The organism is Thioalkalivibrio halophilus (assembly GCF_001995255.1).
GTDB classification, from domain to species: domain Bacteria; phylum Pseudomonadota; class Gammaproteobacteria; order Ectothiorhodospirales; family Ectothiorhodospiraceae; genus Thioalkalivibrio; species Thioalkalivibrio halophilus.
Map to the genome: position 1 here is coordinate 376 of NZ_MUZR01000049.1, position 20,429 is coordinate 20,804.

Genomic DNA, 20,429 nt, shown 5'->3' on the forward strand with positions numbered 1-20,429 from the left:
CGGAAATTAGACCAGCTCACTCCTGCGACCCCATCCCGCCCTGTAGGAGGCCGGCCCTCCGGCCGATGGGGCCGCGCTGGATGCCCGAACGCCGGATCGGCCAGGGGGCTGGCCTCCTGCCGGGTCGGGGGTTGGCGGGCATCCGGGAGCGCGATAGGCTTTCTGGCTCAAGGAACACAAGCTGGAGAAACGCGCCATGGATGGCCGCCCTCATGCCGAGGCCCTTCGCCGGGGCCGGTATTCCGAACCCGGCCGTATCTATCTGGTGACCACGGTCACGCGTGACCGCACGCCGGTTTTTCAGGATCTGTGGGCCGCCCGCGCCCTGATCGGTACGCTGCGTTACGCGGACAGGGAGAACCACGCGGAGACCCTCGCTTTCGTGGTGATGCCCGACCATCTGCACTGGTTGATGTCGCTGGGCGAAGTGGAATCGTTATCTACCGTGGTTCGATCCATCAAGGCCGTCACGTCCAGGCGTCTGGGGCATGCGGTGTGGCAGCCGGGGTTCCATGACCGAGCATTGCGGCGGGAGGAGGAGCTGTTGCCGATCGCCCGTTATATCGCAGCCAATCCGCTGCGTGCGGGGCTGGTCCGCAAGCTGGGCGATTATCCGCACTGGGACGCGGTATGGCTGTAACCGCGCCCTGCAGGAGGCGAGCCCGAAATCGGCCGGAGGGCCGGCCTCCTACGGGCCGTGCCCGCCGATCCGCCGGGGCCCGCCGACCCGGCCGGGGCACCCGTGGGAGGCCAGCCCCCTGGCCGATCCCATGCTCGATGCTATGCTGGCCATAATCCCTTGACATTCTGGTACCAGGCTATGGATCCACCCATCGAAAAAATGTCGGTCGCCGAGAAACTGCGAACCATGGAAGCCCTGTGGGAGGACCTGAGCCGCACCCCCGAGCAGGTTCCTGCTCCGGAGTGGCACGGTGAGATCCTGGAGGACCGGGCGGCGCAGATAGAACAGGGGCAGGCGCAATTCACTCCCTGGAGCAGTGCGCGGGAACGCTTGCTCAATCGCCCCCTGAATGAAGATTGAGCTCCTCTCGGAAGCCGAACGCGATCTGACTGACGGCTTTCATTTCTACGAAAAGCTTTGTCCCGGGGTCGGTTTCTATTTTCTCGAAAGCCTGGCCAGCGAAATCGACTCCCTCGCCCTTTACGCAGGCATCCATGAGACCCGGTTCGGCTTCTACCGGCTGCTGGCTCGTCGGTTCCCGTATGCCGTGTATTATCGAATGCCGGAGCCGGAGCGGGTTCAGATTTTTGCCGTGCTCGATTGTCGGCGGTCACCCGAAATGGCGCGGACTCGGCTGCGGCCTGATTGAATGCCGATCCGGCGTTGACCTACCCGGCGCCGGGGGTTGCCCGAACGCAAAATCGGCCGGAGGGCCGGCCTCCTACGGGCCGTGCCCGCCGATCCGCCGGGGCCCGCCGACCCGGTCGGGGCACCCGTAGGAGGCCAGCCCCCTGGCCGATCGGGCATCAGGGGTTATACCCCGGCTTCGATGATGGCGGAGATGTGTTCCACCTGGCGGCGCAGGAGGCGCCGGTCGCCGCGGGTCTCGACGTTGAGGCGCAGCAGGGGTTCGGTGTTGGAGCCGCGCAGGTTGTAACGCCATTCGGGGAATTCGACGCTGATGCCGTCGGTGCGGTCGATGTGGCCGGACCGGGCATCGGTGGCGACCATGACGCGGTGGATGGCATCCATCATGTTGTCCACGCGGAAGTTGATCTCGCCGCTGCAGGGGAAGCGCTCCATGCGTTCGCGCACCATCTCGCGCAGGGACTGTTCGCGCCGCCCCATCAGCTCGACCACGCGCAGCCAGGGCAGCATGCCGGAGTCGCAGTAGTAGAAGTCGCGGAAGAAGTGATGGGCGCTCATCTCGCCACCGTACACGGCGTTCTCGCGGCGCATGGTCTCCTTCATGAAGGCGTGGCCGGCCTTGCTCTGCACCGGTACGCCGCCGGCGGCCTCGACCATTTCGATGGTGTTCCAGGTGAGGCGCGGATCGTGCACCACCCGGGTCCCCTGCCCGCCCCCCGGCTGCGCCCGCAGGCTGGCCTCGGCCAGCAGGCCGACCATGTAGTACCCCTCGACGAACTCGCCGTGCGAGTCGAAGAAGAAGCAGCGGTCGAAGTCGCCGTCCCAGGCCAGGCCGAGATCGCCGCCGAAGGACAGCACCGCGTCGCTGGTGAAGCGGCGGTTCTCCTCCAGCATGGGGTTGGGGATGCCGTTGGGGAAGTTGCCGTCGGGTTCGGCGTTCTCGCGGATCAGCTGGATCGGCAGATGCGCGTCCAGCTCGTCCAGGACCGGGCCGGCTCCGCCGTTTCCGGGGTTCACGAGCAGGTTGAGCGGCGGCATCACCTCGGGGTCGACCAGGCTCAGCAGGTGGCGGATGTAGGCCTCGCGGTGGTACAGACGTCCGGTACGCCCGCGCACCCGTGGGGTAAACCCGCCCTGCTCCGCCCGCCAGCGTATGGCCTCCAGGCCACTGTCGGCGCTCACCGGCCGCGCGCCCTCGCGCACGATCTTGAGCCCGTTGTAGTCCATGGGGTTGTGGCTGGCGGTGACCATGATCCCCGCCCCGGCGCGGTAGTAGGCGGTGGCGAAGTAGACTTCCTCGGTGCCGCACAGGCCGATGTCGGCCACGTTGCAGCCGCCGGCGGAGAGCCCGTCGATGACCGCCGCCGCCAGCGCCGGGCTGGTGAGGCGCACGTCCCGCCCCACGATGGCCATCTGCGGCCCCAGCTCCTCCGCAACGGCCCGCGCGATGGTGTACGCCACCCGCTCGTTCAGCTGGGTCGGCACCCGTCCGCGGATGTCGTACGCCTTGAAACAGTCCAGGTTCATGTGCCTCCTTTCGGGCCCGAGGCCGATCCCCGCAGCGAGCCGTGTCAGGAAGGCTACCGCCCGGGGCCGAAAGGTGGAAGGGCCACGCAGGTCACACACCCCCGGTAGGAGGCCAGCCCCCTGGCCGATCGGGCGCAGCGGTGGGAGGCCAGCCTCTGGCCGATCCGGCACAGGAGATCGGCCGGACGCCGAATCGGCCGGAGGGCCGGCCTCCTACCGGCCGGGTGCCGTAGGAGGCCAGCCTCTGGCCGATCGGGCGCAGGAGATCGGCCGGACGCCGAATCGGCCGGGGGGCCGGCCTCCTACCGGCCGGGGGCCGTGGGAGGCCAGCCCCTGGCCGATCGGGCGCAGGAGATCGGCCGGACGCCGAATCGGCACAGGAGATTGCCCGGACGCCGAATCGGCCGGGGGGCCGGCCTCCTACCGGCCGGGTGCGGGGCCGATCGGGGCGTGTTTGCTTGACGGTCGGGTGGCTTGGCCGGAGACTGGTGTGCTTTCCAATGATGAGGGTTTGCCCCGATGAGCCAGTCCGAAGTGAAGACCGAGGAGAAGAAACAGCATTTTGACGACATCTACGTCGCCGAGACGCCGGTGCCGTTCAAGGAGCGCATCATCGATGCGCTGGATTACATCTCCGACGACTTCAACCGCCAGACCTTCGACCGGCTCATCCTGCCGTGGGCCGAGCAGCAGGCCGCCAGCGGCCGCACCCTCAACTACGTCGACCTGGCCTGCTGCTTCGGCAACACCACGATGGCGGCGGTGCACAACATGACCGTGGACGAGATCCGCGAGAACTGGGCCTCGGAGACCGTCTGCAACACCATCAGCAAGCCGCGCCGCCTGCCGATGCACACCACCGGCATCGACATCTCCGAAAACGCCCTGGCCTACGGTCAGCGCGCCGGCCTGTTCGACGACGTCCACGCGGCCGACCTGAACAACCCGCCCGCGGAAACCCGCGACGCGATCGAGAAGTCGCTGGAAGAGGCCGACATCCTGCTGTCCACCGCGTCGCTGGTGTACCTGGATCCGCCGGCCATCGCGTCGCTGCTGGATGCGTTCCGCCGCGGCGAGGGCGAGGGCTACCTGCTGGTGAACTTCCTCAACCCCTTCGCGCTGGAGAAGGCCGACGAGACCAAGCGCATGCTGCTGGACCGCTTCGAGTTCGTGGGCAGCACCGCCAGCCGTCACCGCCGCATGTCCGACCTGGAGCAGGAAAACTATCCGGGCGAGGAGTGGGCACTGCTGGAGATCTGGGTCCTGCGCCGCAAGGCCTGACGCCCGCATCGACTCCCCGACGGGTCACAGGAGGACGACGCGGTCGCGTCCGCCCTCCTTGGCCTGATACATCGCCTGATCGACCCGCCGCGTAATCGCGCGTGGCGTGTCGTTCGGCTGGCGCTCGGTCACCCCGAAGCTGGCGGTTACCGCCGGCGCATCCGGAACCTCCATCTCCGCGATTGAACGGCGCAGTTTCTCCGCCGCCGCGGCGGCCCCCTCGCCATCCGTCTCCGGCAGCACGATCAGGAATTCCTCCCCGCCCCAGCGCCCCAGCGTGTCCTGCTCGCGCAGCTGCTCGCCCACCGTGCGGGCAACCGCCTTGAGCACCACATCACCGGCATCGTGCCCGTGTTCGTCGTTCACCGACTTGAAATGGTCGATGTCGAACATGATCACGGCCATCGGCCGCTGGTAGCGATCACAGCGATCCAGCTCGGCCTCCAGGCGGTTGCCCAGGGTCAGCCGGTTGGCCAGTCCGGTCAGCCAGTCGGTCTCGGCCAGACGCCGCACTTCGTCCTCCATGCGCACACGTTCGGTCACGTCCTTGCCGAAAGCCACGAAATGCGTGATCTCGCCGCAGTCATCGCGGATCGGGGTGATGGTCTGCTCCAGGTGGAGCTTCGCGCCATCGGGGCGCCGGTTCACGAACTCGCCGCGAAAGGTCTCGCCCTGGCGCAGCTGCTGCCACATGGCGGCGAAATAATCATCGTCGTGCTCGTCCGACTTGAACAGCGCCGGTGTCGCGCCGATGACGCTGTCGGCATCGAAACCGCTGAGATCCAGGAAAGCCGTGTTGGCGAACACGATCACGCCCCCGGGGTCGGTGATCATCACCGGATCGCCGGAGGCCTCCAGCGCAGCGGACAGCAGCCGCAACTGCTCCTCGCGGCGCCGGTCCTCGGTCACGTCGCGCTGCACCGAGACGAAATGCGTGATGCTTTCGTGCTCGCCCCGGGCGCGAACCGGCGAGATATGCCAGCGAACGCTGTAGGGCTCGCCGTCCTTGCGGTAGTTGATGGTCTCGGCATCGAAACCCTCGCCGCGTTCCAGGGTCACCCGCAGGTCGTCCAGCACCGGGCGCGAGGTCTTCGGCCCCTGCAGGATGCGGGGGGTGCGGCCCAGGACCTCGTCCCGGCGGTAGCCGGTCATCTGCTCGAAGCCGCGGTTCACGTAGACGATATGCGGACCGGCATCGAGATCCGCGTCGGTGATCAACACGCTGTGCGCGGTGTCCTCGATCGCGGCATTGAGCAGCTCGAGCCGCGCGAGACCCTGCGGGATGGTCATTCAGACCTCGTCCAGCATGCCGAGGATCGAGCCCACGATGTCGCTGGTGGTGACGATGCCCTCCAGCTGGTTGCCCTCCAGCACCACCAGGCGGCGCACGTCCATGTTGACCATCATCCGCGCCACGTATTTGACGTCCATCTCCGCGGGCACGGTGATCACCGGCTTGGTGGCCACGTCGTACACGTTGGCCAGGTCGATGTCGCCCTCTTCGGCCACGATGGTCTTGAGGATGGTGGTGTAGGTGATGATGCCGTAGGCATCGTGCGGGTGCTGCTTGTCCACCACCAGCGAGCGCACGTTGTTGTCGCGCATCAGCTGCATGGCCTCGCGCAGCGGGGCCAGCGGGGCCACGGTGATGACTTTCTCGGTCAGGATGTCGCGAACCAGCATGAAGTCTCCCTCCGGTCGGAGTTGGGGTCAGATTTCGTCCTTGACCTGTTCCTCGAAGCGGTCGATCTGCCGCCGGTCAATGCCCGCCAGATGCGAGATGTCGGTGATGAAGGCCACCCCGCGCGGGTCTTCGTCCAGCCCAAGCTCGCGGAACAGTGATTTCAGCACCGTCAGCGCGAGGCGCTTCTCCAGAATCCACAGCAACACCGACTGGCTGCCCTCGTAGGTCATGCCGAGAAAGGTCTTGCGCGCCTCCGCGCCGATGCCGCGCGCATCCATGATGGTCACGCCGGCGGCACCGGCCTCGCGCGCCGCATCCACGGCCTTTTGTTCCAGTTCGTCGGGCAGCACCGCCACCAGGGCCGAGAATCTCATGCCGTGTCCCTCCTGTCCTTGCGGATCAAGCGTTCGTAAAGATCGACCGCGATGGCATAGAGCATCACGGTCACGATGGGGAAGATGGACGCGAACGCGATCAGGCCGAAGCCGTCGATCAGCACGTTGCGTCCCTCCAGATGCGTCGCCAGCCCGATCCCCAGCGCCGTCACCAGCGGCACCGTGACCTCCGAGGTGGTCACCCCGCCGAGGTCGAATGCCAGCGCCACGATGTCCTTGGGTGCGAGGATGGTCAGCACGATGACCAGGACATACCCGGCCATGATGTACAGGTGGATGGAGTCCCCGCTGAGGATGCGGTGCACCCCGATGGTGATGCCCACGGCCACCCCCAGCGCCACCAGGATGCGGATGGCGCTGCCCTTCAGCGAGCCCTTGGCCGCTTCCTCCGCCTTCTGGCCGATGGCGATCAGCGCGGGTTCCGCCATGGTGGTCGCAAAGCCGATCGCGAAGGCGAACAGGTACACCCACACGAACCGGTCGTTGGCGATCAGCTGCTCGGCCATGCTCTCGCCGATCGGGAACAGGCCCAGCTTGAGCCCGACCACGAAGGCATACAGGCCGAACACCACCAGGGCGAAGCCGAAGAGCACCCGCGGCAGATAGGGGATGTGCTTGCGCAGCACGAAATACTGGAACACCACGATCACGCCGATGATGGGCGCGACGTCGCGCAGCATCAGCAGCAGGTCCATGCCCATGGCGCTGAGGAAGTGGCGTTCCTCGCCCGCCCCGGGCAGATCCGTGTCGGTATCCATGGCCGCTCCGTCGCCGGCGCCGGGTGCCGGGCCGTCGATGTCGGCCCCGGCGAACACCACGATGCCGTAGAGCTGCACCGTGATCATCGGCACCATCACCGCCAGCGCGACCAGGCCGAAACCGTCGCGCAGCGGGTTGCGCCCGGCCAGCGACGCGGCCAGCCCCAGCCCCAGCGCGGCCACCAGCGGCACGGTCACGATGTTGGTGGTGACGCCGCCGGAGTCGTAGGCCAGGCCCACGATCTCCTCGGGCGCGAAGAAGGTGACCAGCACCACCAGTACGTAGCCGGTGAGGATGTACCAGTGCAGCGGATGCCCCAGCACCGTGCGCAGGATGCCCAGCGCCACCACCGCACCCACCGACAGCGCCACGATCAGGCGCAGGATGAAGCCCTGGATGTGCCCCTCGGAGATGGTCTCCGCCTGTTCCGCCACGGCGATCAGCGCCGGCTCCGCGATCACCGTGGCAAAGCCCAGGGTAAAGCCGAAGGCCATCAGCAGGATCAGCGAGCCGCGCCGCGCCAGCGCGTTGGAAAGGTTCTTGCCGATGGGGAAGATCCCCATCTCCAGCCCCTGCAGGAACAGCGCCACCCCGAAGACCACGATCACCAGACCGATGGCCATGGACAGCACGCCCTCGGGCACCGTCTGCAGCACGAACATCTGGAACACCACCACCACGATCACGATGGGGGCCAGGTTGCGAGCGGCGTGGCCAAGGGTATGGAGGAAGTTCATGCGCGCGCGGTCCGGGCTGCGATCATGGGTCAGTACGCCTGTGCGCACAGCATACACGACGCGGGGATCGTTTCCCGCCCGCGATGGTCACACCCGCATGGACTCGCTCGCACACCCCTTCCGCGCCGTGGTGATCGGCGCCACCGGCGGCCTCGGCCGCGCCTTCGTCACCCATCTGGAGAACGACCCGAACTGCGCGCAGGTCGTGGCACTGGGCCGCTCCACCGACCCGCCGCTGGAGCTCACCGACGAGGACAGCATCCGCCACGCGGCCGCATGGCTGGCGGAGCAGGCCCCCGAGTGGGACCTGATCATCGACGCCACCGGGGTGCTCACCATTGACGGCCACCGGCCGGAGAAACGCCTGCGCGAGCTCGATCCGACAGTGATGGCGCAGGCCTTCGCGGTCAATGCCATCGGCCCGGCGCTGATCTTCAAGCACTTCGCGGGGCTGCTGCCGAAGGACCGCAAGGCGGTGCTGGCGACGCTGTCGGCGCGCGTGGGCTCCATCGCCGACAACCACTCCGGCGGCTGGCTGAGCTATCGCGCCTCCAAGGCCGCGCTCAACCAGATCGTGCGCACCACGGCGCTGGAACTGCGCTTCAGCCATCGCCGGGCGGTGGTGGCGGCGCTGCAGCCGGGCACGGTGGAGACCCCGCTGTCGGAGCCGTACCGCGCCCGCGCCCCCGAGGTGCTGACGCCGGAACGCGCGACCGGCGCACTGCTGGAGGTGCTGGACGCCCTCGGTCCCGAGGACTCCGGCGGGCTGTTCGACTTCGAACACCAGCGCCTGCCGTACTGATCGGGCCGGGAGCTCAATCCGCCAGCGCCCGCCAGGGCCCCGGCACCGGCCACAGCCCGCGCGCCACCGGCTCGCCATCGTCCTGCAGCAGATAGCTCTCCTGCGCGCGGTGTCGCAGCGCGCCCGCCAGTGCGCGCCGCTCGCCGGGCGAGTCGGCCGCGATCACCGTGATGCCGGTCTCCGGTACGGTCCAGGCCAGGGCCTCGACATCGGATCCGGCATCGGGCAGGTCGTCCGTATCCGCATGCACCTCCTGCGGGCGCGTCGGCAGTCCGCGTTCGCTCAGCCATTCAGCGACCGCCGCGCGCGAACCCAGCAGCACCCGCGGTGCTTCGGCTCCCGCCCCGGAATCGGAATCGGGATCGGTATCCGGGTCCGCCGTCTCCGGCACCCGTCCCAGCCACGGCGCCAGCTCGGCGGGCGAGGCCCCGCCGAGGGGGATCACCCGGGTCGCCGGGTCCAGCTCCGCCTCGCGCAGGATGCGCGGGCACTCCTCCGCCGCCAGGTGGCGAAACACGCGCCAGTCGGGGTCCACGGCGATGCGCGCGGGCCGCGCGTCGGTGGACAGTTCCAGTTCCAGCTCGATGGCGGCCTCCTCCAGATCCACCCAGTGCGTCTCCCGGCCGTCCTCCTCCGCGAACTCGACCACCAGCGGCACGCGCACCCGCCAGGGATGGTCGGTATCCGCCTGTGCCAGCCGCGCGGTCACACGCCAGCCGTCGGCGTCTTCACGCGCGGCCGGGTTCTCCAGCGCCAGGCGCGGCGCGCCGGCCCGGCCGATCCACTGCTCGAAGAACGGCTCCAGATCATCTTCGGTCGCCGCGTCCACGGCCGCGATCAGCTCCGGCCAGCCGGCCTCGCGATGCCGGTATTCGGCGTAGAAGTCGGCCAGCCCCGCGTGCAGCGCCGCCTCGCCGATGCGGTCCTCGAGCATCCGCCACAGCATCGCCCCGCGGTGATACCCGGCGATGCGGTCGGCCCCGGCATTGCCGCCGACGAACTCGCCATGCGGGTAATCCTCGCCTGCCGGCAGGGCGGCGTAGTCACGCAGCCACTGGCCCCGTTCGTCGCGCGCCTCGCCGCGTTCTTCGGCGAACCGGTAATCGGCCATGAAGGTGGTCAGACCCTCGGTCCAGTTGCCCTGGCGGCGATCGGCGTACACCCCGGTGCCCCACCAGTTGTGCAGCACCTCGTGCCCCAGCGAGGTGTGCGGGATGAACGGCAGCGGGATGACCCGTTCACCCAGCAGGGTGAATCCGGAGAAGGCCAGCCCCACCGGCGCCGGGCTGGCCGCCACGGTGAAGCTGTCGAAGGCATACGGCCCGATCCGGTCGCTGAAGCGCTCGAGGTATTCCACGGTCTTCTCGCGGTAGGTCGCGCCGAACGCGTCCTCCAGTTCCGCCGGGAACAGGGTGCGCACCTCCACGCCATCGGCGGTCTCGCTGCGCCCCTCCTCCCAGGGGCCGCTGGCCAGTGCCAGCGCGCGGCCGCCGGGATGCTCGAACACCGCCCGGGTCACGCCCTCCGCGTCCCCGGTGGCCGCGTCCCCGGTGGCCGCATCTTTGGCCGCGTCCTTGCGCCAGGACCCGGAGGCCACGACGCGATGGCCATCGGCCGCAAGCACCTCCAGGCGCACCGATGCCGGTTCGGCCTCCGGCCGCCGCGGATACCAGTCGGCCCCCGCCGGCAGGAAGCCGCCGGCCGCGCCGAGGAATCCGCCTCCGGGTCCGGCGTCCTCGGGGGCCTGCAGCCGGGCACGGTATTCGATGACCAGCGGCCCGCCGGCGACGTCCCCGTCGCCATCGAGCGTCACCTGCAGGTAGCCCGCGTCGCTGTGCTCGTGGTTCAGCGCGTGCCCGCCCCGCTCCACGGTGTCCACCCGCAGGCCACGTGCGAAGCGAAAGCGCAGATCCCCGTCCGCGTCTTCCAGCATCGCGGCGGGCAGGCTCAGACGACCCTGCAGCCGCTGCTCGGCGGGGAACAGTTCGATCGTCAGCTCGCGGGCGGGCGGTTCGCCGGCGACGACCGGTGCCGCCCACCCCGCAAGCGGCACGCTCAGCAGGCACACCAGCGCGGTGGTGCCGGGCCGATTGTGCCCCGGGGTACGCCGCAGGCGGGCCATCAGTGACCGTTCCCCGCGGCCGGCCGCGCCCCCGCGCTCTCCTGCCAGGGGAAGCGCGCGATCACCTGTTGGCGCTCGCCGTTGCGTTCCAGCACCAGCGGCAACCAGGTGCCCGGGGTCACGGCCTGAACGATGCGCTGCAGATCGGCCGGCGTGTCCACCGCGCGGCCACCGGCCTCGACCAGACGGTCGCCGCTCTCGATGCCGGCGGCGCCGGCCACCGAATCGGGCATCACGCCGCGGATCTCCACCCCTTCGCCCTCTTCGGGGCGCTGCATTTGCACCCCCAGGATCGGGGTCAGCGGCTGGAAGCGCTCGCCGCCCTGCACACCGAACACCGCCCGCGCCAGCTCCGGATCCTGCCCCGTACACGCCCCGTCGCTCTCGCGCGGCAGCAGCACCGGGGCGTTGTCCACGCCCAGATCCGCCAGCTGATGCGGCACGCCGTGGCCGTATTCCAGATGCCCGGAACCGATGATCCCGACCACCAGCGGCGGCTCGTCACCGCCCGCCTCGATCACGTCGGCGATGGCCGCGGCCATCATCCGGTCCCAGGCCAGCTGGGTGCCGATGAACGCATCACTGTCACCCGGCGCGGCCGGATGGCGCGCCAGCACCTCCTCCAGGTATTCGCGATAGGCATCGGCGGGTTCGGCCGGGGCGGAGACCCCGTCGCGCTCGTCGGCCGGCACGCTGTCCCAGCCCTCGTGGCCCAGACGGCGCACCAGGTCGCGCTCGGCGTTCAGCGCCACCAGCGGGACGTCGTGCACCCGCGCGAAATGCAGGATCGGCCAGTACAGCCGCGGGTTGAAGCCCCAGTGCTCGTACCAGTCGCTTTCCTGCAGGAACTGTTCCTCGTCCAGTTCACCCGCCACCCAGTCATCCAGCACCGGCTGTGCCGAGCGCGGCAGCATCTCCAGACCGATCACCATGTCCGGGCGCTGACCGTGCAGCGCCGCCAGGGTGCCGACCTGCCAGCGATGGTGGTCCATGCGGTTGTGGGTCTCGCCCAGCAGCACCGCATCGGCGCCGGCCAGTTCGGCGAACAGCTCCGCGGCATCCACGTCCTCGCCCTCCGGCGTGGCCCACTGTCCGGGCTGCACACAGTCCGCGCCAGATGGCTCGTCTGCATGGGGTGCAGAGGGCCCCAGAGCGAACGCGATGGCCGTCAGGGCCAGCAACGACGGCGCCACGAGGGTCCGCCACTCACAATTCGGAAACAGGCTCATCAAGCTTCTCCAGCCAGAATACGCAATGTCCATTGGGACCGGCCCCGCCCCCGAGCGTTCCGGCCCGTACTCGGCATACAATCCCACCCGGGACCCGGAGGACCACGATGCGATTGAGCGAAGACCAGCGTAAAACGATCCACCACACCGCCCGCGAACTGTTCGGGGACTGTACCGTTTATCTGTTCGGATCGCGCGTCGACGATGCGGCCCGCGGTGGCGATATCGACCTGCTGGTGGAAACGCCCCGCCCGGTGGAAAACCGGGCGGCGATGGCGGCCCGCTACACGGCTCGCCTGCAAAGGGCGCTCGGCGATCAGCACATCGACGTCCTCATCGTCGATCCCAATACCCGGCACCAGCCCATCCACGACCGTGCGCGCGAACAGGGGGTTGTCCTGTGGCACTGAACCCGGATCCGGAACGACTGAAATTTCTGCTGGAGACCACACGCAAGGAGGCCCGACACCTGCGCCAGACCGTTGACCGACTGGCATCCGAACCCATCTCCGCCGACTGGGTTGCCGGTCTCGAGGACCAGCCGGAGCTTTCCGAACGCCTGGATGCGTTCGTGGCGCGCTTCGGTCGGTTGCAGGACACCCTTGGCGACAAACTGGTCCCGGAGCTCCTGCGACACTGGCTGGAACATGTAGGCCCCGCCCTCGACAACCTGAGTCGCATGGAGCGTCTTGGACACCTGGATTCCATCGACGACTGGATGGAGGCCCGCAACCTCCGCAACCGCCTGGTCCATGAATACATGCGCGACCCGGAGGAGTTCGCCGAGGCACTGCAGCGGGCGCTCGAACTCGTGGCCCTGCTGGAACAAACGCGCGACCGTCTGGAACGGGCCGCGCAGGATCTGCTGCCGGACGCTCCCGACCCTGCCGCTGCGCGCCCGTAGGAGCCTGCTTGCAGGCGAACAGGACCGGGCGGGCGTGCACATGGATTCGCGTTTCCCTAAGCTGGGGAGCATGGACGCGCCCCCGAATCCCGACCCGTCTCCGGCCGCGCGCGAGCGGCTGAACGCTACCCTGGGCCTGCTGCGCTCGCTGGCGATCTACCGGCGCCCCGGGCGCCAGCGGGCGCTGCGCCGGCTGTACCGTCCGTTCATCGGGCGCGACGACCGGGTGTTCGACATCGGCGCCCATCTGGGGGATCGCACGCTGGCCTTCTCCCGCCTCGGCGGACACGTGATCGCGGTCGAGCCGCAGCCCGTGCTGCGCCGCTGGCTCGAGCGCGGCCCCGGCCGGCGGCGCAACGTGACCGTGCGCGGCGAGGCGGTGGGCGCCGAACCCGGCACGGCCGACCTGCACATCAGCCACCGGACTCCCACGGTCTCCACGCTGTCGCAGCGCTGGACTGACGAGCTGCCACGGCGCAACGACGGTTTTCGGAGCGTGCGCTGGGAAGATCATTTGCAGGTGCCGGTCATCACCCTCGACGATCTGATCGCCGAATACGGTCTGCCGGCATTCTGCAAGATCGACGTCGAAGGCTATGAAGTCGAGGTTCTGTCCGGGCTGTCCCAGCCGATCCCGGCGCTGTCACTCGAGTTCGTCGCCGGCGCGCTGGACATTGCCATTGCCGGCATGGAGCGCCTGGCCGAGCTGGGCGACTACGAATTCAACGTGATCGCCGGCGAGCAGCGCGAGTACCGCTTCGCCCGCTGGCAGGACCGGGGTCGGGTGCGGCTGTGGCTGGAGGCCCACGCCGCGGATTACGGCTCCGGCGATCTCTACGCCCGCCTGCGCATGCCGCATGCCCGATCCTGACGCGCCCCGCCCCCTGCCCCGCTGGCAGGACCTGACCACCGCCGAGGCGGCCGAACTCGCCGGCCGCGACCCGGTCGCCGTGCTGCCGCTGGCGGCCATCGAACAGCACGGGCCGCATCTGCCGCTGGACACCGACCTGCGCATCGGCGAGGGCCTGCTGCAGGCGGCGTGGGCGCAGCTTCCCGCGGATTTCCCCCTGCTGGCCCTGCCGCCACTGACGATCCTGGCCAGCCCCGAACATGCCCGCTTCGCCGGCACCCTCAGCCTGACACCGGAGACCGCCATCCGCGTGCTGGTGGAAACCGGCCGGGCCGTGGCCGGCGCCGGCGTGCGCCGCCTGGTGCTGCACAACAGCCATGGCGGCAACCGGGCGGTGGCCGACACCGCGGCGCTGGAACTGCGTCGCCGGCAGCGCATGCTGATCGTGCGGCATCACTATTTCCTGCAGGATCCGCCGGCGCAGGCCGGCATTCCGGCCGCGGAATGCCGCCATGGCCTGCACGGCGGGCGCATCGAGACGGCGATGATGCGCCATCTGGCGCCCGCCAGCGTACACGACGCCGAGGCCCGCCACGCGGGATCGCTGGGCGAGGAGCTGGAGGCCTCGCTGGAGGTCCTGCGACCCGAGGGAGCGGCCGGATTCGCCTGGCTGGCCGGCGACCTCAACCCCGCCGGCACCACCGGGAATGCGGCAGCGGCCACCGCCGCCGAGGGCGCGGCCCTCGTGGACCACTACGCCACCCACCTGGCCGCCGCCCTGCGCGACGCCCGCGCCTTCCCCCTGGACCGGCTCGCGTGAGCCCTCCGGAAACTGCGGAATTGTCCCGGCCGGCAGGCAACGGTCTACCATCGCGGGCATGAGTACCGTAACGACCCCGCAGGCCGGTCTGGCCGCCGTGATCGACACCCTGCGCGTACAGCTGCCGCCCGAGGCGCTGATCGTCGAGGAAAGCGAGCGCCGCGCGTACGAATGCGACGGCCTCTCGGCCTTTCGCGAGGTCCCCGGCGCGGTCGCCCTGCCCGCCAGCATGGAACAACTCCAGCTGTGCCTGACGGCCTGCCGCGAGCACGGCGTGCCGGTGGTGCCGCGCGGCGCGGGCACCGGCCTGTCCGGGGGTGCGCTGCCCAGCGCCGAGGGCCTGCTGCTGTCGATGGCACGCTTCAACCGCATCCTCGAGATCGACGCCGACAACCGCTGCGCGGTGGTCCAGCCGGGCGTGCGCAACCTCGCGATCTCCGAGGCCGCGGCACCTGCCGGGCTGTACTACGCCCCCGACCCCTCGTCGCAGATCGCCTGCTCCATCGGCGGCAACGTGGCCGAGAACGCCGGCGGCGTGCACTGCCTGAAATACGGCCTCACGGTCCACAACGTGACCGGGCTGGAGTTCGTGACCCTGGACGGTGAAGTCATCCGCGTCGGCGGCAAGACCCTGGACACCGAGGGACTGGACCTGCTGGCCTTCCTGATCGGCTCCGAGGGCATGCTGGGGATCGTCACCGAGGTCACCGTGCGTCTGTTGCCGCGCCCGGAGCGCACCCAGGTGCTGATGGCGAGCTTTGACGACGTGGAGACCGCCGGCGCCGCGGTGGCCGGCATCATCGCTGCCGGGCTGATCCCCGCGGGTCTGGAGATGATGGACAACGCCGCGATCCGCGCCGCCGAGGACTTCGTCCATGCCGGCTATCCGGTGGATGCCGCGGCCATCCTGCTGTGCGAGCTGGACGGCAGCAACAGCGAGGTCTCGGAGAGCGTGATGTTCGTGCGCGAAAAACTGCTGGAGCTGGGCGCGACGGAGGTCCGTACCGCACAGGACGACGCCGAGCGCGCGCGCTTCTGGGCCGGGCGCAAGGCCGCCTTCCCCGCGGCCGGCCGTATCTCGCCCGACTACTACTGCATGGACGGCACCATCCCGCGCCACCAGCTCGGGCACGTGCTCGAACGCATCGAGGCACTCTCCGCCGAACACGGGCTGGGCGTGTGCAACGTGTTCCACGCCGGCGACGGCAACCTGCACCCGCTGATCCTCTACGACGCCAGCCAGCCGGGCCAGATCGAGACCGCCGAGGCCTTCGGCGAGGCGATCCTGGAGCTGTGCGTGGCGGTGGGCGGCACGGTTACCGGCGAGCACGGCGTGGGCGTGGAAAAGCTGGACGGCATGTGCGTGCAGTTCGCCTCCGCCGAGCTGGAGCAGTTCCATGCCCTGCGCCGCGCGTTCGAACCGCGGGGTCTGTTGAACCCCGGCAAGGCCGTACCCACCCTGGCGCGCTGCGCCGAATTCGGCCGCCAGCACGTGCGCTCGGCGCAACCACCGCACCCGAACCTGCCCCGGTTCTGATCATCACGGCCGTTCCCCCTGACAACCCGACCCGGAATCCGCGCATGGAAGCCCCGAACCCCCGCCCCCCGCAGCACGCCGAGCCCGGCATCGACGCCTTCTCCGGCGCCGTCCGTTCGCTGATGGACGCGCTGTACGCCATAGCCCCGCTGGACACCTGGCTGCTGACCCGGGTCGAAGGACGCGACTGGATCATCCTGCACGCCCTGGACCAGGGCGGCACGATCGCCCCGGGCATCGTCCTCGACTGGCACGGCTCCTGCTGCATCCACATGGCCTGCGGCGACGCCCCGTCCATCGCCCCGGATACGAGCGGGATCCCGGTCTATCGCGACGCGCCGGTGAACCACCAGCTCCCGGTGGGCGCCTATGTCGGTTTTCCGCTGCACGACCGCGACGGGAACCTGTTCGGCACTTTGTGCGGCGTGCATCCCGAGCCCGTGGACCCGCAGCTCCACGACCGCCACACCGCCCTGAAGGCCCTGGCCGACACCGCGGGCCACCTGCTGGCCCTGCAGCGCGAGAACGACATCCTCGACCGCGAACGCCAGGCCACGGCCCTGCTGCCCGGCTCCGATCCGGTGAGCGGCACCCTGAACCGGCGCGGATGGGACATGGCCCTGGAAGGCGAGGAAGAACGCTGCCAGCGCAACGGGCAGCCCTGCGCGGTGGTCCTCGCCGAGGTCACCGATCTGGAGGCCATCAACCGGGACGCGGGCATCGGCCAGGGCGACCGGCTGCTGGCGAAACTCGGACCGATCCTGCAGGGCCTGCTGCTCCCCGGCGACCGTGTGGCGCGTATCGCCGGCAACCGGTTCGGCCTGCTGCTGGTGGACACCGGCCCCGACGCCCTGGAACGACGCCACGCCGAGATCCGCACGGCCCTGCGGGACCATCACCCCGCCATCGAAACCGGCCGCGCCCTGCGCCACCCGGGCGAGGGCCTGCAGCACACTCCCCACCTCGCCGAACGCGATCTCCTGCGCCAGCGCCACACCCGCTGAATCAGGCGTCACAAGTCCTTCAGAACTCGTCCCGCAGGTCCGGAACGGGACGGGTAGGCACGCTGTGCGTAATCACTCTCACACGAATCCCGTACTGCGTTTCGAGGCGCACACGCTCGGGCTTGGTCATCTGGCCGCTGGTCACAATCACGGCTCTTTCAAAGGCCCGTCGACCGGGAGCCTCCTTGTTAAGGCTCGAGACCATTTCCTGATACTCCGGACGCTGGCTGCGCACATGCGCCAACTGTTCGAAGCCGTGCGAAATATCACCGGCACCCTTCAATTCGACCAGCGCAGCAACCTTCCGCCCCCCGCGAACCTGCCACCAGAGGAACAGGCCATCGCAGCGCATCTCGTTGTCGCTAAAGACACAGTCATCCAGGACGATGGCCCGGGTTTCTTCCTGCTGACGCGGCGCGTAACGAACCTGTTTGCCATTCTCGGCAAAGGTGTACTGATCCGTACAGAGCGTGGAGGGCTGATGTGCCCACATGCGCCGGCAGCTACATTGATCCGCGTAGCCGGACGTCATGCCTCCCCCCCATGCTCCCACTCGATATCCCGCATACGGTCATAGAGCTGATTGATCTCGTTGAAATGCTGCAGCAGCCGGTCATCCAGAAGTCCGGAAGACCCGTCCAGCAGCTCAACCGCCTCGCGCCCCTGCATGCCATAGGCCGCAACGTCCGCCGGATCCAGCGCCATCAAATCCCGGACCTCCGCCTCCCCGTCATCACGCACCAGCCCCTCGATCCGATATCGCTGCAGGTGGTTGTTCAAGGCCTCGACGATATAGGGGCTGTGGGTTGTCAGGATGAACTGGGTGCGGGGGAACGTGGCCAGCAGGTCACCCACGACGCGACGCTGCCATGCCGGATGCAGATGCAGATCCACCTCGTCAATCATCACCACGGCTTCCGCGGCCAGTGGATCGTCCTGATCCGGGTTGGCCATGGCCATACGAGCGGCCAGGTCCATGATCAGCCCAAGGAGGGTCTGGTAACCGTCACTCAGCTGCGCGATATCAAAGGTCTCGCCTTCCTTGTCGACCGCCAGCCGCAAGGGGTTGACCTCGATCCGCGGGTTGGATAGATCGGGGAACACGCGGGTGATGGCTCGACGCACCGCATCGAGTTCCGGCAGGGTCACGTCGAAGCTGCGGGCAGCCTTCTGCCTTGTATGTTCCTCGTTTTCCTTGAAATAGAACCACGCGAAAGCCGACTTGAACCGGGTGCTGGCCTCCAGGGCACCCACCAGGGCATCGAATCGACTGTAATCGGTAGGGAAGTTGCGGCGCCGCAACGGAATATCGAGCACGGCACGGGACACGCCGTAGTAGGCCACGACCGGCATCTCGAAATCCCGGTCCTCCTGCGAGGGGTCAATCACCTTCTCGTCCAGGTGGTTGCGCAGGGACCGAACTCCGGGACCGGTCGGGACGGCAGCCGCCGTGGTGCGGCTTCGATCCCGACGCTGAACCCGTTCCCATTCCAGCCCCGGGATGGTGCTTTTCAGCGTCACCCGCGTATAGGGCCGCACCCGGTTGCCGCTTTGATGAATCTCGCCTCTTTTTCTGAAATCAATGCCCGTGACCCCGGGAAGATGCTTCAGGATCTCGCCAAGCCCGATGGCGACACCATCCAGTATGGCCGTCTTCCCGGAACCGTTCTCGCCCATCAGGAGAGTCAATCGCGAGCCCAGTTCAACTTCGAGCCGCTCCCACAGGCGAAAATTGTCAAACGTCGCCAGCTGCAGCCTCACGGCACGGTGTTCCTGTTGTTAAGTCGAAGTGAATTCGACCCTGCGACACCGGCCCCTCCGAACGGGGCCACGCGCTCGACGCAGTAGCTCAGGGTCTCCAGTTTCTGTTCGATCACCCGTTGATCCATGCATCCCTCCGCGCGGCGAGGATGCGATCACGGTACGGCAGGAAATCGGCCTGATCGAACAGATGGCGGGTCATGTCCCGGATTCTAGGGAAACGCTGATCCATGTGCACGCTCGCGCTCGAGTCGCTTTCATGTGCGGCTGTGGCCGCGGAACGATTGGTTTACCATTCGGGTCTGGTCGCCATCATCGATTCCACGCGAGGCCGTTCCATGAGCAAGACCGTCACGCTGACCGACAACTCCACCGGCAAGAGCATCGAGCTGCCGCTGCAGGAGGGTTCGCACGGGCCCAACTGCATCGACATCCGCGCGCTGTACAAGGAGCTCGGCTACTTCACCTACGACCCGGGGTTCATGTCGACCGCCAGCTGTCGCTCGGACGTCACCTTCATCGACGGCGACGCCGGCACCCTGCTCTATCGCGGCTACCCGATCGAGCAGCTTGCCGGCCAGAGCACCTATCTGGAGGTGTGCTATCTGCTGCTCAACGGCGACCTGCCGTCCTCCGACGAGCTGCACGACTTCTCGCGCATCATCAAGGAGCACTCGATGCTGCACGAGGCGGTGCGCCGCTTCTTCGACGGCTTCCGCCACGACGCGCACCCGATGGCGATCATGGTGGGCGTGGTCGGGGCGCTGTCGGCCTTCTACCACGACAATGTGGACGTGCATAACCCGGAACACCGGCGCATCGCCGCGCACCGGCTGATCTCCAAGATGCCGACCATCGCCGCCTGGTCGTACAAGTACGCCAACGGCCAGCCGTTCATGTACCCGGACAACAACCTGTCCTACACCGCCAACTTCCTGTCGATGATGTTCGGCGTGCCCAGCGAGCCGTACCAGCCGAACCCGGTGTTCGTGCGCGCGCTGGACCTGATCCTGATCCTGCACGCCGACCACGAGCAGAACGCTTCGACCTCCACCGTGCGCCTGTCCGGCTCCTCCGAGGCCAACCCGTTCGCCGCGATCTCCGCCGGCATCGCCTCGCTGTGGGGTCCACTGCACGGCGGCGCGAACGAGAAGGTCATCCGCATGCTCGAGGAGATCGTGCACTCCGACAAGAGCGTCGAGGACTTCGTCGCCCGGGCCAAGGACAAGAACGACTCCTTCCGCCTGATGGGCTTCGGCCACCGGGTGTACAAGAACTACGACCCGCGCGCGAAGATCATCCGCAAGATGTGCCACGAACTGCTGGAAGAGATGGGCGACATGGGCGCCGACAACCAGCCGCTGTTCGACGTGGCCATGGAGCTGGAGCGCATCGCGATGGAGGACGACTACTTCATCGAGCGCAAACTCTACCCCAACGTCGACTTCTACTCCGGCATCATCCTGCGCGCGATGGGAATCCCCCTGAACATGTTCACCGTGATCTTCGCCCTGGCCCGCACCGTCGGCTGGATCTCGCACTGGAACGAGATGATGCAGGACCCCGAATCGCGCATCGGCCGCCCGCGTCAGCTCTACACGGGTTACCCCGAACGGGAGTACCGGCCGATCGAGGAGCGCTAGCCTTGTCCGGAGCGGGCTTGTCGAAGCGACGGGCAGGTGCTATG

Annotated in this window: 21 protein-coding genes and 1 pseudogene; 12 read left to right on the forward strand and 10 right to left on the reverse strand. The window is 68.3% G+C overall.

Annotated elements, in window-relative coordinates:
• The first annotated feature begins 196 nt into the window (after positions 1 to 196).
• The 3 genes from B1A74_RS10740 to B1A74_RS10750 all read left to right on the forward strand — a co-directional run bounded on the left by B1A74_RS10740 (position 197) and on the right by B1A74_RS10750 (position 1,331).
• Positions 197 to 640, forward strand: a complete 444-nt coding sequence (locus B1A74_RS10740; protein WP_077244645.1) for an REP-associated tyrosine transposase — start codon at positions 197 to 199, stop codon at positions 638 to 640.
• Between the two features lie 180 nt (positions 641 to 820).
• Entirely contained in the window at positions 821 to 1,042 is a 222-nt protein-coding gene (locus tag B1A74_RS10745; RefSeq protein ID WP_077244646.1) for an addiction module protein, read from the forward strand.
• On the forward strand, positions 1,032 to 1,331 hold the full coding sequence (locus B1A74_RS10750; RefSeq protein WP_019591849.1) for a type II toxin-antitoxin system RelE/ParE family toxin: 300 nt from the start codon (positions 1,032 to 1,034) through the stop codon (positions 1,329 to 1,331). Before B1A74_RS10745 ends, B1A74_RS10750 begins: the two co-directional genes overlap by 11 nt.
• Before the next feature lie 164 nt (positions 1,332 to 1,495).
• Here B1A74_RS10750 and B1A74_RS10755 read toward each other — a convergent pair whose 3' ends face one another.
• On the reverse strand, positions 1,496 to 2,857 hold the full coding sequence (locus tag B1A74_RS10755; RefSeq protein ID WP_077244647.1) for a phosphohexomutase domain-containing protein: 1,362 nt from the start codon (positions 2,855 to 2,857) through the stop codon (positions 1,496 to 1,498).
• 519 nt (positions 2,858 to 3,376) lie between these two features.
• Here B1A74_RS10755 and B1A74_RS10760 point away from each other — a divergent pair.
• Positions 3,377 to 4,138 (forward strand): class I SAM-dependent methyltransferase, encoded by a 762-nt coding sequence (locus B1A74_RS10760; protein WP_077244648.1) that lies wholly within the window; start codon positions 3,377 to 3,379, stop codon positions 4,136 to 4,138.
• Positions 4,139 to 4,162: 24 nt separating this feature from the next.
• Here the strand turns inward: B1A74_RS10760 and B1A74_RS10765 are convergent, their stop codons facing one another.
• From B1A74_RS10765 to B1A74_RS10780, 4 genes are read right to left on the reverse strand one after another with little or no spacing between them, the layout of a single operon-like run.
• Positions 4,163 to 5,428 (reverse strand): sensor domain-containing diguanylate cyclase, encoded by a 1,266-nt coding sequence (locus B1A74_RS10765; RefSeq protein WP_077244649.1) that lies wholly within the window; start codon positions 5,426 to 5,428, stop codon positions 4,163 to 4,165.
• Positions 5,429 to 5,821, reverse strand: coding sequence for a CBS domain-containing protein (locus B1A74_RS10770; RefSeq protein WP_018871354.1), 393 nt, complete (start codon positions 5,819 to 5,821; stop codon positions 5,429 to 5,431).
• Positions 5,822 to 5,848: 27 nt separating this feature from the next.
• Positions 5,849 to 6,196 carry a P-II family nitrogen regulator gene (locus B1A74_RS10775; protein ID WP_018871355.1) on the reverse strand — a complete coding sequence of 116 codons (348 nt, stop codon included), beginning with the start codon at positions 6,194 to 6,196 and terminating at the stop codon, positions 5,849 to 5,851.
• Positions 6,193 to 7,713, reverse strand: coding sequence for a DUF1538 domain-containing protein (locus B1A74_RS10780; RefSeq protein WP_026288885.1), 1,521 nt, complete (start codon positions 7,711 to 7,713; stop codon positions 6,193 to 6,195). Before B1A74_RS10780 ends, B1A74_RS10775 begins: the two co-directional genes overlap by 4 nt.
• A gap of 97 nt (positions 7,714 to 7,810) precedes the next feature.
• On the opposite strand from B1A74_RS10780, the gene B1A74_RS10785 reads away from it, so the two are divergent.
• On the forward strand, positions 7,811 to 8,515 hold the full coding sequence (locus B1A74_RS10785) for an SDR family NAD(P)-dependent oxidoreductase (protein WP_077244650.1): 705 nt from the start codon (positions 7,811 to 7,813) through the stop codon (positions 8,513 to 8,515).
• A gap of 13 nt (positions 8,516 to 8,528) precedes the next feature.
• On the opposite strand, the gene B1A74_RS10790 is transcribed toward B1A74_RS10785, so the two are convergent.
• Positions 8,529 to 10,637, reverse strand: a complete 2,109-nt coding sequence (locus tag B1A74_RS10790; RefSeq protein ID WP_077244651.1) for a M1 family metallopeptidase — start codon at positions 10,635 to 10,637, stop codon at positions 8,529 to 8,531.
• Positions 10,637 to 11,701, reverse strand: coding sequence for a ChaN family lipoprotein (locus B1A74_RS10795; protein WP_077244652.1), 1,065 nt, complete (start codon positions 11,699 to 11,701; stop codon positions 10,637 to 10,639). The genes B1A74_RS10790 and B1A74_RS10795 overlap by 1 nt, the downstream gene beginning before the upstream one ends.
• A gap of 272 nt (positions 11,702 to 11,973) precedes the next feature.
• Here B1A74_RS10795 and B1A74_RS10800 point away from each other — a divergent pair, with 272 nt between their 5' ends.
• The 6 genes from B1A74_RS10800 to B1A74_RS10825 all read left to right on the forward strand — a co-directional run bounded on the left by B1A74_RS10800 (position 11,974) and on the right by B1A74_RS10825 (position 16,981).
• Positions 11,974 to 12,276 (forward strand): nucleotidyltransferase domain-containing protein, encoded by a 303-nt coding sequence (locus tag B1A74_RS10800; protein ID WP_028491180.1) that lies wholly within the window; start codon positions 11,974 to 11,976, stop codon positions 12,274 to 12,276.
• Positions 12,267 to 12,770, forward strand: a complete 504-nt coding sequence (locus B1A74_RS10805; protein WP_024329901.1) for a hypothetical protein — start codon at positions 12,267 to 12,269, stop codon at positions 12,768 to 12,770. The genes B1A74_RS10800 and B1A74_RS10805 overlap by 10 nt, the downstream gene beginning before the upstream one ends.
• A gap of 70 nt (positions 12,771 to 12,840) precedes the next feature.
• Positions 12,841 to 13,641 (forward strand): FkbM family methyltransferase, encoded by an 801-nt coding sequence (locus B1A74_RS10810; protein ID WP_018946155.1) that lies wholly within the window; start codon positions 12,841 to 12,843, stop codon positions 13,639 to 13,641.
• Positions 13,628 to 14,440, forward strand: a complete 813-nt coding sequence (locus B1A74_RS10815; RefSeq protein WP_077244653.1) for a creatininase family protein — start codon at positions 13,628 to 13,630, stop codon at positions 14,438 to 14,440. The genes B1A74_RS10810 and B1A74_RS10815 overlap by 14 nt, the downstream gene beginning before the upstream one ends.
• 58 nt (positions 14,441 to 14,498) lie before the next feature.
• Complete coding sequence (locus B1A74_RS10820; RefSeq protein ID WP_077244654.1) at positions 14,499 to 15,977, forward strand: FAD-linked oxidase C-terminal domain-containing protein; 1,479 nt, start codon at positions 14,499 to 14,501, stop codon at positions 15,975 to 15,977.
• Between the two features lie 44 nt (positions 15,978 to 16,021).
• Complete coding sequence (locus tag B1A74_RS10825) at positions 16,022 to 16,981, forward strand: GGDEF domain-containing protein (RefSeq protein WP_077244655.1); 960 nt, start codon at positions 16,022 to 16,024, stop codon at positions 16,979 to 16,981.
• Between the two features lie 19 nt (positions 16,982 to 17,000).
• On the opposite strand, the gene B1A74_RS10830 is transcribed toward B1A74_RS10825, so the two are convergent.
• The 3 genes and pseudogenes from B1A74_RS10830 to B1A74_RS10840 form a co-directional block, all read right to left on the reverse strand.
• Complete coding sequence (locus B1A74_RS10830; RefSeq protein ID WP_077244656.1) at positions 17,001 to 17,513, reverse strand: hypothetical protein; 513 nt, start codon at positions 17,511 to 17,513, stop codon at positions 17,001 to 17,003.
• Positions 17,510 to 18,742: an AAA family ATPase gene (locus B1A74_RS10835; RefSeq protein WP_024329895.1), complete on the reverse strand. Its 1,233-nt coding sequence runs from the start codon at positions 18,740 to 18,742 to the stop codon at positions 17,510 to 17,512. The genes B1A74_RS10830 and B1A74_RS10835 overlap by 4 nt, the downstream gene beginning before the upstream one ends.
• A gap of 112 nt (positions 18,743 to 18,854) precedes the next feature.
• A pseudogene (locus B1A74_RS10840) lies at positions 18,855 to 18,950 on the reverse strand (type VII toxin-antitoxin system MntA family adenylyltransferase antitoxin); the annotation flags it as partial.
• Between the two features lie 130 nt (positions 18,951 to 19,080).
• On the opposite strand from B1A74_RS10840, the gene B1A74_RS10845 reads away from it, so the two are divergent.
• Positions 19,081 to 20,385: a citrate synthase gene (locus tag B1A74_RS10845; RefSeq protein WP_026288886.1), complete on the forward strand. Its 1,305-nt coding sequence runs from the start codon at positions 19,081 to 19,083 to the stop codon at positions 20,383 to 20,385.
• Positions 20,386 to 20,429: the final 44 nt, after the last annotated feature.